Below are 13,818 nucleotides of genomic sequence, written 5' to 3' on the forward strand. Positions count from 1 at the left end.
ATTGAAAGGCGTTCACCTTGGATCTGGCACCCTATCGCGCGCATCGCCGCATCTTGGCCGCAAGCCTCGTCGGCACCGCGGTCGAATTCTATGATTTCTATATTTACGGCACTGCGGCCGCGCTCGTGTTCGGGCCGCTCTTCTTTCCGGCCGAGTCCGCATCGGCGCAGCTGATGTACAGCTTCATGACGTTCGGGCTCGCCTTCTTTGCGCGGCCGGTCGGGGCGATCGTCTTCGGCCATTATGGTGACCGGATCGGGCGCAAGTCGACGCTCGTCGCTTCGCTGATGCTGATGGGCGCCTCGACTTTGCTGATCGCCTTTCTGCCGACCTATGCGATGGTCGGCTGGGTTGCGCCGCTCTTGCTCTGCATCCTGCGCTTTGGGCAGGGGTTCGGGCTCGGCGGCGAGTGGGGCGGGGCGGCGTTGCTCGCGGTCGAGAATGCGCCGCCGGGATGGAAATCGCGCTTCGGCATGTTCCCGCAGCTCGGCGCGCCGGTCGGTTTCATCGCGGCGAACGGGCTGTTCCTGCTACTGGGGCTGGGCCTCAGCGACGCCGATTTCGCCGCGTGGGGCTGGCGCATTCCGTTCCTGCTGTCGGCGGTGCTCGTCGGGCTGGGGCTATGGGTGCGGCTCAAGATCACCGAGACGCCGGACTTCGCCGAGGCGCTGGAGACGGACGCGCCGGTCGCGGTGCCGATCGGTGATCTGTTCCGCCATCATCTGGTTGCGACGCTCGCGGGGACGTTCGCGGTCGTCGCATGTTTCGCGATCTTCTATCTCGCGACGAGCTTCGCGCTCGGGCACGGGACGCAGGCGCTTGGATATCCCAAGGAGCAGTTCCTGCTGATCCAGCTCGGCGCGATCCTGTTCATGGCGGTGGGAATCATTTTCGCAGGCTATGTCAGCGACGCGTCGAGCGAACAGCGCGTATTGACCTGGGGCTGCGGCGCGACGGTGCTTGTCGGGTTTGTGTTCGGGCCGGCGCTGGCGTCGGGAAGCTGGCTGCTCATCTTCCTTGGTCTCGCGACGGCGCTCTTTGTGATGGGGCTCGTTTACGGCCCGCTCGGCAGCTGGCTGACCGGCCTGTTCCCTGTGCATGTCCGCTATACGGGCGCATCGGTCGCGTTCAACGCGGGCGGGATATTGGGCGGCGCGATGGCGCCGATCATCGCGCAGGCGCTCGCCGAATGGGGCGGGACGGGGACCGTAGGCTTCTATCTTGCGATCGCGGGCGTGGTGAGCTGGCTGGGTCTGCTGATGGTCCGGCGACAGGGGATCAGGCGGGATGCCTGACGCGAAAACGGTCAACGAGACGGCCGTCGATCGCAACGAGCCCGGCGGCGATCAGCGCCATACCGACCCAGTGCCGCGGCAGTAGCACTTCGCCGAGCAGCAGGGTGCCGAGCAGGATTGCGGTTACCGGAATGAGGAGCGTGACGAGCAGCGCGTTGGTCGCACCGGCGCGCGCGATCAGACTGAAATAGAGGAAATAGGCGACCGTTGTCGAAAGCAGCGCGAGCCCGCCGATTGCGAAGAGCGTGGTCGTGCCGGGAAGTGCAAGCCGCCAGGGGGCATCGACGAACAGCGCGACCGGCAAAATGAGAAGCGTGCCCGCGGCAAGCTGCCCCGTCGCGACGTCGAGCGGGCCGACACCCCAGGCGCGGAACCGGCGGCCGTAGACCCCGGCGAGCGCGTAGCAGAAGGTCGCGCCAAGGCAGGCCAGTTGTGCGGAGAAGCTGGCGCCGATCCCCGACAGCGCGCCGCCGCCGATCATCACTGCGACCCCGGCGATGCCCGCGCCGACCCCCACGAGTTTCGCGGGCGTGGCCTTTTCGTCGGGGGTGAAAAGATGCGCGACGATCACGCCCCAGAGCGGGGTGGTCGCGTTGAGGATCGAGGCAAGGCCGCTCGCGATCTGGGTCTGTGCATAGGCGAAAAGCGAGAAAGGGAGCGCGGTGTTGAGCAGCGCGAGAAGGAAAAGCGCGGACCAGAGCCCGGCGCGGCGCGGCATAACGCGGCGCGTGACGGCCATGAAACCGAGCATCAGCAGCGATGAGAGGCCAAGGCGGGCGAGGACGAGGGTGAAGGGCGGAACCTCGCTCAACGCTACGCCGAGAAAGAAGAAGGAACCTCCCCACAGGATTGAGAGCAGGATCAACATGCCCCATTCGGCACCGCCCATCCGGAGGTTGATCGGTGCTGTCATGACGCGGCCCTAGCGGCGAACCGAATCGCGAAGCATCCCGCTTCTTGCGGTCAAAGCCGGCCCGCGGGCACAAGCAGCGTCAGCTTCGCCTTGCCAACCTTGCGTGTCGCATCGATTTCGAAGCCCGCGACCTCGACCGTTTCATTGTGTGCGGTCTCGATCGACACCCAGCTGTCAGGGCCGATCCAGCCGAGGCGGTTGAGCTTGTCGAGCGCCACGCTGCCCGCTCCGGTGTCGTAGGGTGCGTCGAGCAACAGCAGATCATAGGTGCGTTTGGCGGGGCCAAGGCTCATCACCGAGCCGGCGCGGATGTCGGCGCGCGCGGTCGCTTCCAGAACGCCCAGATTCTTGCGCAACACATCGAGCGCGTCGCGATCCTGCTCGGCGAACAGGCATTGCGCCGCGCCGCGCGACAGCGCCTCGATCCCAAGCGCGCCCGACCCTGCAAAAAGGTCGGCGACAACAAGCCCCTCGAAACTGCCGACGCGGCTCGTCAGCATCGAGAAGAGCGTCTCGCGCGTGCGGTCGGCAGTCGGGCGCGTCGCGTCGTTCTTGGGCGCGAGCAGCTTGCGGCCGCGCCATTCGCCAGCGATGACGCGCATCAGCCGAGGTGCCGCCGGAATTTGAACAATTCGTCGCGCGGGACGACATCGACCGCACCGAGCGGCATTCCGCCGAGTTCGAACGCGCCGTAACGGGTGCGGATCAGGCGGCTGACCTGGAGTCCGAAATGTTCGAGCACCTTGCGGACTTCGCGGTTCTTGCCTTCGGTCAGCGTCATTTCGACCCACTGGTTGCGACCCGTGCGGCGTTCGAGATTGGCGTCGATCTTGCCGTAGCGGACGCCGTCGATCTCGATCCCCATCGCGAGTTCCTCGAGCTGCGCCTGGCTGATGTCGCCGAAGGCGCGGGCGCGATAGGTGCGCTCGACCCCGCTCGCGGGCAGTTCGAGCTGTCGCTTGAACTCGCCGTCGTTGGTGAGGAGCAAGAGCCCCTCGGTATTATAGTCGAGGCGGCCGACCGGCATCAGGCGCGGCAGATCCTTGGGCAGCAGATCGTAGATTGTCTTGCGGCCTTTGGGATCGCGCGCCGCGGTGATGCAGCCCGCCGGCTTGTTGAAGCGGTAGAGGCGCGTCGAGACGGGTTTCGCGACGGGATTGCCGTCGACGGTCAACCCTTCGAGCGAGGTGAGCAGCGGTGCGGGGTGGACGATGACCTGGCCGTTCAGCGCGATGCGTCCTTCCTCGACCATACGCTCGACATCGCGACGTGATCCGACGCCGGCGCGCGCGAGCAGCTTGGCGATGCGCTGCGGTCCGTCCTCGCGTTCGGCCTCGGCGGGTTTGGTCTTGAGCGCGGTTGTGGCGCCGCGTGCGGCGCGGCGGCCTTTGGGGGCGTCGCGGTCTGCGGTGGGGCGAGGCGTCGAGCGGGGCGGGCGGCGTGTCGTCATCGGAACGGATGCGGCTTTCTTGTCGTTTTCAAGGAAAATAGTGTTGCGTTGTGATCACGCTCATAGCCGGAAAAGACCCGCTTCGTCGATGGCAAGCAGAAGCGATCTTGCAGGACGGCGCGGAGCGAGTCATGGCGATGTTAAAGGGAGTCATCATGCTCTTCGTCCACCGCCCGTCCTGTATCAAGCGGTTGCTGATCATCGAGGATGATCCGCTGACCGCGTTCGACAATGAGCACACGCTGAAACTCGGCGGGTACGACATCGTCGCAACGGTCGATTCGGGCGAGGCCGCGGTGGCGATCATGGCCGCCGAGCCGATCGATGCGATCGTTCTGGACCTTGGCCTTGCAGGACATATGACGGGGCGTGAAGTCGCCCGGCTGGCGCGCGATCGCGGCATCGCAGTGCTGCTGGTGACCGGCCAATGTCCCGAGGACGGCGCCGACATTGCGGTCGCCTGCCTCGGCAAGCCGCACAGTGCGTCGGCGCTCGTCGCGGCGCTGCGCGCGGTCGAGACGATGGCGTGCAAGAATCAGGCGCCGCGCAAGGTCAGCGGCCTCACCACCTTCTGGCGCCCCGCTGCGGCGTGAGATGCGACGGACCGACCACGCACGGCGGATCGACAGCCAATTAGCCGCTTCCAATTTGTCCCCAACGCTTTAGGCCAAGATATGACCGGCCGCGGCCTGTCACAGGTCAAAAAGGGGGAATATGATGGCGACAGATGCGGCGATGCCGGCACCGAAGGGGTGGCGCGACAGTCTGCGGCCCTATCTGGAGCCCGCACCCCTGGCCGCGCTGTTTCTTGGCATATCGTCGGGGTTCCCGTTCGCGATGATCGGCGCGACGCTGACGACACGGCTCGCACAGGACGGGATCGAGAAGTCTTCCGTCACCGCCTTTGCGCTGACTTTTCTCGCCTATAATCTGAAATGGGCGTGGGCCCCCGCGATCGACCGATTTCGCATCCCCATCCTCGGGCGGATCGGCCAGCGGCGATCGTGGCTGATCCTTGTCGGCGCGCTTGTTTTCGTCGCTGTATCGGTGCTGGGCAATCTCGATCCGAAGGCTTCGCTGGCGGTCGTCGCGCTCGCGGCGATCGCGGTCGGGCTCGCCGGCGCGACCTATGACATCGTGATCGACGCCTATCGAATCGAACTGCTGGCGCCCGAACAATTGGGTACGGGGTCGGGCATGTCGCAATATGGCTGGCGCATCGGTGCGGCGGTGGCGGGCGCCCTGGCATTGGTCGTCGCCGAACGCGCCGGTTGGGGCGTTGCCTATATGGTGTGCGCGGCGCTGGTCCTCCCGGCAATCATCACGGGGTTGGTGATGGGCGAGCCCGAACGCAAGATTGAGCGCCATTGGCCGGCGTTCCTGTCGCGTGCCCACTACGCGCTCTTCATTGGCAGCTTCCCGGTCGCGTTTCTGATCGCGCGGCAGATCGACCTATGGCTCGGCGTCGACATCCTGACGCTGATGGTCCTGGTCGGATATTTGTTCCCGCTGTTCGACCTGAGTGCCCGGCGCGCCCGCGACATCGGGTGGAACGGGCACATCAACTGGATCATCGCGCTGCCGGCGCTGGCGTTGGTCGCCGTGCTGGCGGCGGATTGGGGGACGATCGCGGCCTATGTCGGGTCGACGCTTCTTTGGGTCGTCCTTGCCGTTGGCGCGCTCGTCATCGGGGCGCTGGTCGCGCTGCCGACCAAATCGCGCGAAGGGCAGGCCGCCGACAAGGGCGCCGTCGGGCCGCTGGCGGAATTTTTCTCGCGCGAGGGGGCGATCCTGATCCTCTTCTTCCTGCTGCTCCACAAGATCGGCGACACGCTCGCCAACCTGACCTTCCGGCTCTTGTTCGAGGATCTCGGCTACACCAACGACGAAATCGCCTTTTACGATGTCGGCCTGGGGTTCTGGGCGTTGCTCGCCGGGGTGTTCGTCGGCGGGATCATCTACGCGCGGCTCGGTATGAAAAAGTCGGTGTTACTCAGCCTTGTCCTGATGGCGATTTCGAATTTCAGCTTTGCGGGCCTTGCCGCCGCCGGGCACAGCAATTGGGGCATGGCCGGCGCGATCGGGTTCGAGAATTTTGCCAGCGGGATCGGCGGCGTCTGCGTTGTCGCCTATCTGTCGGCGCTCGCCGATCTGCGCTTTACCGCGACCCACTTTGCGCTCTTCTCGGCCGCTGCGAGTATCCTCGGGCGGTTCCTCACCGGGACCAGCGCGGGCAAGCTGATCGAACAGTTCGGCTATGTCGATTTCTATCTGCTGACCACCGCTTTGGCGGTTCCCGGAATCCTGATCTTCTGGTGGATGATGCGGTCGGGGCTCGTCGATCGCTCGATCGGTACGGCGGGCGAGGTCGAGATACCCGAGGCATCGCCTCAGGCCGTCAGTCCGGAAACTGCAGGTTCGCGCTGAGCACTTCGCCGGCGAGATAGAGCGAGCCCGCGATCAGGACAATTTCGCGTGCCGGATCGACTGTAAGATCGCCCAGCGCGTCGGCAACCGAAGCGGCCGCCTTTGCATCGGCGCCAAACGCGGCGGCGCCATGATGCTCGTGCCCCGGAACAGGGACGACGGTCAGACTGGCGAGGCGTTCGGCCAGCGGCGCGACGATCGCTGCCGGGTCCTTGTTCGCGAGCATGCCGGTGATCAGGTGGACGCGCCGCGGCTCGGTGGCGAACTGGCGTGCGAGCGCGAGCCCGGCGTCGACATTATGCGCGCCGTCGAGCCAGATTTCGGTGCCGCCGGGCAACAGTGCGGCGAGGGGGCCGGTGCCGAGGCGCTGCATGCGGGCAGGCCAAAAGGCGCCCGCGACGCCGCGAGCGATCGCTTCGTCGGTCGGCTGCGAGCCGGGCGCGAGGCGCAGCATCGCGATGGCGAGCCCGGCGTTGCGCATCTGGTGCGGCCCGGCCATGCGCGGACGCATCGGCTCTGCGACCGAACCCAGTTTCGAGGTCCAGCGAAAGCTGTCGCCGTTGGCCTCTATCGTCCACCCGTTCCCTTCGGGAAATAGCGTGGCGCCGACAGAGGCGACCTTGGCGGCGATAATGTCGCGCACGCCCGGCGGATAGTCGAACGTTGCGACGGGCGTGTCGGCTTTGATGATACCCGCCTTTTCCCACGCGATGCGTATCGCCGGATCGTCGGGCGTTCCCGTTTCGGGAGCGAGCAGGAAGGCTTCATGGTCGATGCCGAGCGAGGCGATGCCGCAGACCGCCGGCGGCGGAATGATGTTGGTCGCGTCGAGCCGTCCGCCGAGGCCCACCTCGATGATGCAATCGTCGGCGGGAATGCGCGCGAAGGCGAGGAAGGCAGCGGCGGTGGTGACTTCGAAGAAGCTGGCTTGCAGGTCGGCCGCCTCGTCAAGCACTTCTTCGAGCAAGGCGGCGAGCAGCGTGTCGTCGATCAGCGTTCCGGCGAGGCGGATGCGTTCGTTGAAGCGCACGAGGTGCGGGCTGGTGTAAGCGTGGACGTGCCGTCCGCTCGCCTCGAGGATCGCGCGGAGGTAGGCGCAGGTCGATCCCTTGCCGTTGGTGCCCGCAACATGGAAGGTGCGCGGGAGCTGGAGCTGCGGGTTGCCGAGGCGCGCGCAAAGTTCGGCGATGCGCTCCAACCCGAGGATGTCGCGGCCTGGCGACAGGGCTGCGAGGCGATCGAGTTGTGTTTGAACCGCGGGGTCTGAGCTATGGGCGTGGTCGGGCATGGTCGTAGCTCGATTAGAGGAAAGCAGCATCCCCATCATCCGTCATGCCGGGCCTGACCCGGCACCCGCCTTTTCCTTCAAGAAAGGCAGGCCCCGGATCAAGTCCGGGGTGACGAGAAAGAGAGCTCGCGTTCCGTTGCGACGGTCTGTTCAGGCCGCCTTCTCTGGCGCCAGATAACCGATCAGACGGCCCAATGTTTCGGGCAATTCCTTGCGATGCACGACCATGTCGATCATCCCGTGATCGAGCAGATATTCGGCGCGCTGGAAGCCTTCGGGCAGTTTTTCGCGGATCGTATTCTCGATCACGCGCTGGCCCGCGAAGCCGATCAGCGCCTTGGGTTCGCTGATCTGGATGTCGCCGAGCATCGCATAGCTGGCGGTGACGCCGCCGGTCGTCGGATCGGTGAGCAGCACGATATAGGGCAAGCCGGCGCGGCGCAGGCGCGCGAGCGCGACGGTGGCCCGGGGCATCTGCATCAGCGACAGCGTGCCTTCCTGCATGCGCGCTCCGCCCGCGGCAGTGATCGCGATATAGGGAACCCCGCGCCGGATCGCATCCTCGACGCCTGCGACGAAAGCCTCACCCACGGCGACGCCCATCGAGCCGCCCATGAAGGCGAAGTCCTGCACGCCGATCACCACACCCTGACCCGAGATGCGGCCAAACGCATTCTGGTAGGCGTCGCGGTCGCCGGTCTGCGTCCGCGCGGCCTTGATGCGGTCGACATATTTCTTGGTATCGCGAAACTTCAGCGGATCCTCGGGCGCCGCAGGCGCAGCGATCATCTCGTGAATTCCGCCGTCGAACAACTGCGCGAAACGTTCGGTCGCGCCGATGCGGTCGTGATGGTCGCAGCGCGGGCAGACGTTGAGATTGTCTTCCCATTCCTTGACGAACACCATCTGCTGGCACTGGCGGCATTTGTGCCAGAGATTGTCGGCGGTGTCGCGCTTGGCACCGAAGGGCAGGGCGTTGCGAACGCGGTCGAGCCAGCTCATGCGGCGATCTCCTTTGCGCCGTGAATAGCATCGGCGAGTAAGCGGGTGAAGGCTTCGACATGCGGCGCCGCGGCGTCGCCATGCTCGGCGATGATGTCGATGAAGGCTGAGCCGACGACGACGCCGTCGGCGACCTTCGCTATCTCGGCCGCCTGTGCGGGGGTGCGGACGCCGAAGCCGACCGCGACGGGCAGGTCGGTCGCGGCCTTGAGGCGCGCAACGGCTTCGTCGATGCTCGCCTGCGCCGCTTGTTGCTGGCCGGTGATGCCTGCGACCGAGACATAATAAAGGAAACCACCCGCGCCATCGAGCACGGCGGGCAAGCGCGCGGGATCGGTGGTCGGGGTCGCAAGACGGATGAGGTCAACGCCCGCGGAGCGAAGGCTCGGGCCGAGTTCGGCGTCCTCCTCTGACGGAATGTCGACACAGATCACGCCATCTACGCCGGCCTTGGCGCATTCGGCGGCGAACCAGTCGCCGCCGCGGATCGTCATCGGATTGGCATAGCCCATCAGGACGAGTGGGGTATCGCGATGACGCTGGCGGAAAGCCGACGCGATCGCGAAGATGTCCGCGGTTGTCGTGCCCTTGGCGAGGCTGCGCAAATTTGCGGCCTGAATTGCGGGGCCATCGGCCATCGGGTCGGTGAAGGGCATGCCGAGTTCGATCACATCGGCGCCCCCCGCGACGAGCGCGTCGAGGTTCGCGGCGGTGTCGCCGTCGCCTGCGGTGATGAAGGCAACGAGCGCCGGGCGCGGCTTGGCGAAGGTGGCAGCGAAGCGGGTCAAACCGACTTCTTCCGGAAAGCGGCCTGGTCGATGAATACGAACAACAGCGAGACCAGAACGACGACCACCCACGACGGCGACTGAAACCGGTCGCCCAGACCAAAGATTTTGCTGATCAGCGGAAAGCCGAGAGCCTGAACGGCAGCGGCGATCAGAAAGACGATGATCGCACGGCGATGATTGAGCTTCACAGTTTCACTCCCAAAGCTTCGGCCACGGTGAAGATATCCTTGTCGCCGCGGCCCGAGCAGTTGACGATGATCACCTTGTCCTTGCCCATCGTCGGCGCGATGCGTTCGGCGGCGGCGATCGCGTGCGCGCTTTCGAGCGCGGGGATGATGCCTTCGAGTTTGGTGAGCTTCTGGAAGCTCGCAAGCGCTTCGTCGTCGGTGACGGGTTCATAGCGCACGCGGCCGATTTCATGGAGCCAGCTATGTTCGGGGCCGATGCCCGGATAGTCGAGTCCCGCCGAGATGCTGTGAGCCTCGGTGATCTGGCCGTCCTCGTCCTGCAGCAGATAGGTCTTGTTGCCGTGAAGAATGCCCGGGCGCCCGCCCGCAAGGCTGGCGGCGTGCTTCTTGTCGAGCCCTTCGCCCGCGGCTTCGACGCCGACGATCTCGACATCGGCGTCGTCGAGGAACGGATGGAACAGGCCGATCGCGTTCGATCCGCCGCCGACGGGGGCGATCAGCATGTCGGGAAGGCGTCCCTCGGCTTCGAGAATCTGTTCCTTCGCTTCGTCTCCGATCACCGACTGAAAATCGCGAACAAGCTCGGGATAGGGGTGCGGGCCCGCCACGGTGCCAATGATGTAGAAGGTGTCGTGGACGTTCGCGACCCAGTGGCGCAGCGCCTCGTTCATCGCATCCTTGAGCGTCTTCGCGCCGCTCTCGACCGCGACGACTTCGGCGCCGAGCAGCTTCATGCGGAAGACGTTCGGCTGTTGCCGCGCGACGTCGACCGCGCCCATGAAGATCGTGCAGGGCAGGCCGAACAGCGCCGCGACGGTCGCGGTTGCGACGCCGTGCTGGCCGGCGCCGGTTTCGGCGATGATCTTCGTCTTGCCCATGCGCTTGGCGAGCAGGATCTGGCCGATGCAATTGTTGATCTTGTGCGCGCCGGTGTGGTTGAGATCCTCGCGCTTGAGGTAAATCTTTGCGCCGCCAAGATGCTCGGTCAGCCGCTCGGCGAACCACAGCGGGCTGGGGCGCCCGACATAATGCTTCAGCAGATAGTCGAACTCGGCCTTGAACGTGGGATCGGCTTGCGCCGCGCGATAGTGACGCTCGAGATCGAGGATCAGCGGCATCAGCGTTTCGGCGACATAGCGGCCGCCGAACTGGCCGAAATGGCCGCGTTCGTCGGGTCCGGAGCGGAGGCTGTTGGGTAAGTCGGTCATCGGCCCGCCGCTTTAAGGAAAGCAGCGATCTTGTCCACATCCTTGACGCCCGGCGCGCTTTCGACGCCCGATGAGACGTCGACGAGCGGCGCGCCGGTCGCGGCGATCGCTTCGGCGACATTTTCGGGGGTGAGGCCGCCCGCTATGCCCCAGTCGATGCTGTGGCGATGGTTCTTGAGCAGCGACCAGTCGAAACGCGTGCCGGTGCCGCCGGGCATGGCGGCGGCGGGGGCGTCGAACAGGATGCGGTCGGCGACGCCCTGATATTTCTGCATCCGCACGAGTGTGTCGGCGTCCTTCAGGCCGACGGCCTTCCAGACTTCCGCCGGGGTCAGCCGCTTCACAGCACCCAGCCATTCGGGCGTTTCGGTGCCGTGGAATTGGATGATGTCGGGGCGCACCATGCCGAGCGCGTCGCCGGTGAGTTGCTGCGGCGCGTTGACCAGCAGCAGCGCAACCTTGACGTTGGCCGCGCCTGCGCGCTTGCGCAGCTCGGCTGCGGTCTTGAGGTCGATGTAGCGCGGGCTTGGTTCGTAATGATTGAGACCGATATGCGTCGCGCCGTGACGGATGGCGGCATCGACCTCTTCGATCGTCTTGAGGCCGCAGATTTTGACGAGTGGGGGCATTGTGTCTTTCCTGTCGTCATCCCGGCGAAGGCCGGGATCTCCAAGGTGCGTAAGGACGCTGCGGTGAGACCCCGGCCTTCGCCGGGGTGACGGATTGGCTTTAAAGCGTCGCTTCGATTTCGCGGGCGGCGAGATCCGGGTCCGCCGACTGACTGATCGGGCGACCGACGACGAGGATCGAGGCACCATCGGCCATCGCCTGCGCCGGCGTGACGACGCGTTTCTGGTCGCCGATCTTGCCGTTCGCGGGGCGGACGCCGGGGACGACGAAATAACCGCCGGGCCACGCCTTGCGCGCCGCTTTCACTTCCTGTCCCGAACAGACGATGCCGTCGAGGCCGGCTTCGCGGGCGAGCGCCGCCAGGCGCACGACCTGATCGTGCGGACTGCCGCCGACGCCGATGTCTTCCAGATCGGGCGCGTCGAGGCTCGTCAGCACGGTGACCGCGACGACCTTGGTGTTCGTGCCCGCCGATGCCTTGGCCTCTTCGAGCATCGCGCGCCCCCCCGCGGCGTGGACGGTGATGATTGCCGGTTCGAGCGAGCGCAGCGCCTGGATCGCCTTGGCGACGGTGTTGGGAATGTCGTGGAGCTTAAGGTCGAGAAAGATCGGCAGGCCGAGCTTCGCCATTTCATGCACGCCATGGTGCCCGTTGGCGCAGAAGAATTCGAGGCCGAGCTTCAGCCCGCCGACATGGCGCCGCACCTTTTGCGCCAGCGTCAGCGCCGCATCGAGGTGCGTGGTGTCGATGGCGAGATAAAGCGGTGAAGTCATGGCTTGTCCGTGGAGAAAAGGTCGGATGGGGCGGGCGGGATGTCGTTGACCGGGGGAGTGGGCGTGACTTCGACGGGGCGGTTGGCGAGCGCGCGCAAATCGGCCGCCTGCCGCTCGCTGGCGTCGAGGCGGCGCTTCATCGACCAGCGCGAGGTGCGCAGCGCGATCCACATCGGCACGCTGCCGATCAGGAAGGCGGTGAGGATCAACACGGGTAATTTGGTGTCGAGCACCTGTCCCGGCCAGATTGTGACAGTGACCGGAATCCAGTTTGCCATCGCGAAAATGACAAGGATGGCGGTCAGCAAGACCCAGATGATCGTTCGCAGGATGCCCACTTCGTCTTGCTCCTCTGTCGGTCTGGCGCCGATCCTATGACAGATTGCCGCGCGATTCCAGTCCGTGGCTATGCTGTCCCGAACACCCGGTCGAAGATCGTGTCGACATGCTTCATATGATAGCCGAGGTCGAACAGTGCGGTCAGCTCGTCGGCTGACAGCTTCGCGGTGACGTCGGCATCGGCCTTGAGTAGTTCGAGCAGCGAGAGCTGGCCGTCCGAATCCCAGACCTTCATCGCGTTGCGCTGGACGAGGACATAGCTTTCCTCGCGGCTCGCGCCCGCCTGCGTCAGCGCGAGCAGCACGCGCTGCGAATGGACGAGCCCGCCCATGCGGTCGAGATTCTTCTGCATCCGCGCAGGGTAGACGAGCAGCTTGTCGACGACGCCGGTCAGGCGTCCAAGCGCGAAGTCGAGCGTGATCGTCGCATCGGGGCCGATGAAGCGCTCGACCGACGAGTGGCTGATGTCGCGTTCGTGCCACAGCGCGACATTTTCCATCGCGGGGATGGCGGCGCTGCGGACCATGCGCGCAAGGCCGGTGAGGTTTTCGGTCAGCACGGGGTTGCGCTTGTGCGGCATCGCCGACGAGCCCTTCTGCCCCGGCGAGAAATATTCCTCGGCCTCGAGCACTTCGGTGCGCTGGAGATGGCGGACCTCGACCGACAGCCGTTCGATCGACGACGCGACGACGCCGAGCACCGCGAAGAACATCGCATGGCGGTCGCGCGGGATGACCTGCGTCGAGACAGGCTCGATCGCGAGGCCAAGCTTGGCCGCGACATGCGCTTCGACGCGCGGGTCGATGTTGGCGAAGGTGCCGACGGCGCCGGAAATGGCGCAAGTCGCGATCTCGGCGCGCGCGGCCAGGAGGCGCAGTTTGCAGCGTGAGAATTCGGCGTAGGCTTCGGCAAGCTTGAGTCCGAAGGTGACGGGTTCGGCATGGATGCCGTGGCTGCGGCCGATCGTCGGGGTGAGCTTATGTTCGTAGGCACGCCGCTTGATCGCTTCGAGGAGCGCGTCGAGATCGGCGAGCAGGATGTCGGCGGCCTGGCTGAGCTGAACCGCGAGACAGGTGTCGAGCACGTCCGAGCTGGTCATGCCCTGATGCATGAAGCGCGCTTCGTCGCCGACATTCTCGGCCACCCAGGTCAGGAAGGCGATGACGTCATGCTTGGTCACCGCCTCGATCGCGTCGATCGCGGCGACGTCGATTGCCGGGTTCGTCGCCCACCAATCCCACAATGCCTTGGCGGCCGATTTCGGCACGGTGCCCAGTTCGGCAAGGGCGTCGGTCGCGTGCGCTTCGATCTCGAACCAGATGCGAAACCGATTCTCGGCCGACCAGATCGCGGTCATTTCCGGCCGTGCGTAACGCGGAACCATTGATTTTCCTTCCTTTTCGGGCGCCTTATCGCGGAATCCACGCGGAACCACGATGGGGCGCCCCGTAGCAGGGACGGGGCGTTTCGCCAAATGCCGAGGGCGCGCAACTTTGCGGAAACACGATGGGTT

15 protein-coding genes are annotated in these 13,818 nt (G+C 65.5%); 3 read left to right on the forward strand and 12 right to left on the reverse strand.

Features of this window, described 5'->3' with window-relative positions; all coding sequences use genetic code 11:
* The first annotated feature begins 23 nt into the window (after positions 1 to 23).
* Positions 24 to 1,295 carry an MFS transporter gene (locus V8J55_RS12635; RefSeq protein ID WP_336446872.1) on the forward strand — a complete coding sequence of 424 codons (1,272 nt, stop codon included), beginning with the start codon at positions 24 to 26 and terminating at the stop codon, positions 1,293 to 1,295.
* On the opposite strand, the gene V8J55_RS12640 is transcribed toward V8J55_RS12635, so the two are convergent.
* The 3 genes from V8J55_RS12640 to V8J55_RS12650 are packed head-to-tail and all read right to left on the reverse strand — an operon-like array spanning position 1,279 to position 3,658.
* On the reverse strand, positions 1,279 to 2,208 hold the full coding sequence (locus V8J55_RS12640; protein WP_336446003.1) for a DMT family transporter: 930 nt from the start codon (positions 2,206 to 2,208) through the stop codon (positions 1,279 to 1,281). The two genes, V8J55_RS12635 and V8J55_RS12640, sit on opposite strands and share 17 nt — an antisense overlap.
* A gap of 50 nt (positions 2,209 to 2,258) precedes the next feature.
* Complete coding sequence (gene rsmD / locus V8J55_RS12645) at positions 2,259 to 2,810, reverse strand: 16S rRNA (guanine(966)-N(2))-methyltransferase RsmD (RefSeq protein ID WP_336446004.1); 552 nt, start codon at positions 2,808 to 2,810, stop codon at positions 2,259 to 2,261.
* On the reverse strand, positions 2,810 to 3,658 hold the full coding sequence (locus tag V8J55_RS12650) for a pseudouridine synthase (protein WP_336446005.1): 849 nt from the start codon (positions 3,656 to 3,658) through the stop codon (positions 2,810 to 2,812). The genes rsmD and V8J55_RS12650 overlap by 1 nt, the downstream gene beginning before the upstream one ends.
* Before the next feature lie 131 nt (positions 3,659 to 3,789).
* On the opposite strand from V8J55_RS12650, the gene V8J55_RS12655 reads away from it, so the two are divergent.
* Both V8J55_RS12655 and V8J55_RS12660 read left to right on the forward strand, forming a co-directional pair.
* Positions 3,790 to 4,251, forward strand: coding sequence for a response regulator transcription factor (locus tag V8J55_RS12655; protein ID WP_336446006.1), 462 nt, complete (start codon positions 3,790 to 3,792; stop codon positions 4,249 to 4,251).
* A gap of 124 nt (positions 4,252 to 4,375) precedes the next feature.
* A complete protein-coding gene (locus tag V8J55_RS12660) occupies positions 4,376 to 6,085 on the forward strand; it encodes an AmpG family muropeptide MFS transporter (protein WP_336446007.1) in 1,710 nt (569 codons plus the stop codon).
* On the opposite strand, the gene V8J55_RS12665 is transcribed toward V8J55_RS12660, so the two are convergent.
* The 9 genes from V8J55_RS12665 to purB all read right to left on the reverse strand — a co-directional run bounded on the left by V8J55_RS12665 (position 6,057) and on the right by purB (position 13,689).
* Positions 6,057 to 7,373 carry a bifunctional folylpolyglutamate synthase/dihydrofolate synthase gene (locus tag V8J55_RS12665; protein WP_336446008.1) on the reverse strand — a complete coding sequence of 439 codons (1,317 nt, stop codon included), beginning with the start codon at positions 7,371 to 7,373 and terminating at the stop codon, positions 6,057 to 6,059. The two genes, V8J55_RS12660 and V8J55_RS12665, sit on opposite strands and share 29 nt — an antisense overlap.
* Before the next feature lie 150 nt (positions 7,374 to 7,523).
* Positions 7,524 to 8,375, reverse strand: a complete 852-nt coding sequence (gene accD, locus V8J55_RS12670) for an acetyl-CoA carboxylase, carboxyltransferase subunit beta (RefSeq protein ID WP_336446009.1) — start codon at positions 8,373 to 8,375, stop codon at positions 7,524 to 7,526.
* Positions 8,372 to 9,163, reverse strand: a complete 792-nt coding sequence (trpA, locus tag V8J55_RS12675) for a tryptophan synthase subunit alpha (protein WP_336446010.1) — start codon at positions 9,161 to 9,163, stop codon at positions 8,372 to 8,374. The genes accD and trpA overlap by 4 nt, the downstream gene beginning before the upstream one ends.
* Positions 9,160 to 9,354 carry a hypothetical protein gene (locus V8J55_RS12680; RefSeq protein ID WP_336446011.1) on the reverse strand — a complete coding sequence of 65 codons (195 nt, stop codon included), beginning with the start codon at positions 9,352 to 9,354 and terminating at the stop codon, positions 9,160 to 9,162. The genes trpA and V8J55_RS12680 overlap by 4 nt, the downstream gene beginning before the upstream one ends.
* Entirely contained in the window at positions 9,351 to 10,562 is a 1,212-nt protein-coding gene (gene trpB / locus V8J55_RS12685; RefSeq protein ID WP_336446012.1) for a tryptophan synthase subunit beta, read from the reverse strand. Before trpB ends, V8J55_RS12680 begins: the two co-directional genes overlap by 4 nt.
* A complete protein-coding gene (locus V8J55_RS12690) occupies positions 10,559 to 11,191 on the reverse strand; it encodes a phosphoribosylanthranilate isomerase (RefSeq protein ID WP_336446013.1) in 633 nt (210 codons plus the stop codon). Before V8J55_RS12690 ends, trpB begins: the two co-directional genes overlap by 4 nt.
* A gap of 100 nt (positions 11,192 to 11,291) precedes the next feature.
* On the reverse strand, positions 11,292 to 11,966 hold the full coding sequence (gene pyrF, locus V8J55_RS12695) for an orotidine-5'-phosphate decarboxylase (RefSeq protein ID WP_336446014.1): 675 nt from the start codon (positions 11,964 to 11,966) through the stop codon (positions 11,292 to 11,294).
* The gene (locus tag V8J55_RS12700) at positions 11,963 to 12,304 is read right to left on the reverse strand and encodes a LapA family protein (protein WP_336446015.1); all 342 of its coding nucleotides are present in this window, start codon (positions 12,302 to 12,304) and stop codon (positions 11,963 to 11,965) included. The genes pyrF and V8J55_RS12700 overlap by 4 nt, the downstream gene beginning before the upstream one ends.
* A 68-nt stretch (positions 12,305 to 12,372) precedes the next feature.
* Positions 12,373 to 13,689, reverse strand: coding sequence for an adenylosuccinate lyase (gene purB / locus V8J55_RS12705; protein WP_336446016.1), 1,317 nt, complete (start codon positions 13,687 to 13,689; stop codon positions 12,373 to 12,375).
* Positions 13,690 to 13,818 lie beyond the last annotated feature (129 nt).

The sequence above is a fragment of the Sphingopyxis sp. CCNWLW2 genome (genome assembly GCF_037095755.1).
Classification (GTDB): Bacteria; Pseudomonadota; Alphaproteobacteria; order Sphingomonadales; family Sphingomonadaceae; genus Sphingopyxis.

Coding starts and splice junctions, on each gene's coding strand:
- V8J55_RS12640 (WP_336446003.1), bottom strand. CDS start 2,208: ATGACAGCACCGATCAACCTCCGGATGGGCGGTGCCGAATGGGGCATG.
- rsmD (WP_336446004.1), bottom strand. CDS start 2,810: ATGCGCGTCATCGCTGGCGAATGGCGCGGCCGCAAGCTGCTCGCGCCC.
- V8J55_RS12650 (WP_336446005.1), bottom strand. CDS start 3,658: ATGACGACACGCCGCCCGCCCCGCTCGACGCCTCGCCCCACCGCAGAC.
- V8J55_RS12655 (WP_336446006.1), top strand. CDS start 3,790: ATGGCGATGTTAAAGGGAGTCATCATGCTCTTCGTCCACCGCCCGTCC.
- V8J55_RS12660 (WP_336446007.1), top strand. CDS start 4,376: ATGGCGACAGATGCGGCGATGCCGGCACCGAAGGGGTGGCGCGACAGT.
- V8J55_RS12665 (WP_336446008.1), bottom strand. CDS start 7,373: ATGCCCGACCACGCCCATAGCTCAGACCCCGCGGTTCAAACACAACTC.
- accD (WP_336446009.1), bottom strand. CDS start 8,375: ATGAGCTGGCTCGACCGCGTTCGCAACGCCCTGCCCTTCGGTGCCAAG.
- trpB (WP_336446012.1), bottom strand. CDS start 10,562: ATGACCGACTTACCCAACAGCCTCCGCTCCGGACCCGACGAACGCGGC.
- V8J55_RS12690 (WP_336446013.1), bottom strand. CDS start 11,191: ATGCCCCCACTCGTCAAAATCTGCGGCCTCAAGACGATCGAAGAGGTC.
- pyrF (WP_336446014.1), bottom strand. CDS start 11,966: ATGACTTCACCGCTTTATCTCGCCATCGACACCACGCACCTCGATGCG.
- purB (WP_336446016.1), bottom strand. CDS start 13,689: ATGGTTCCGCGTTACGCACGGCCGGAAATGACCGCGATCTGGTCGGCC.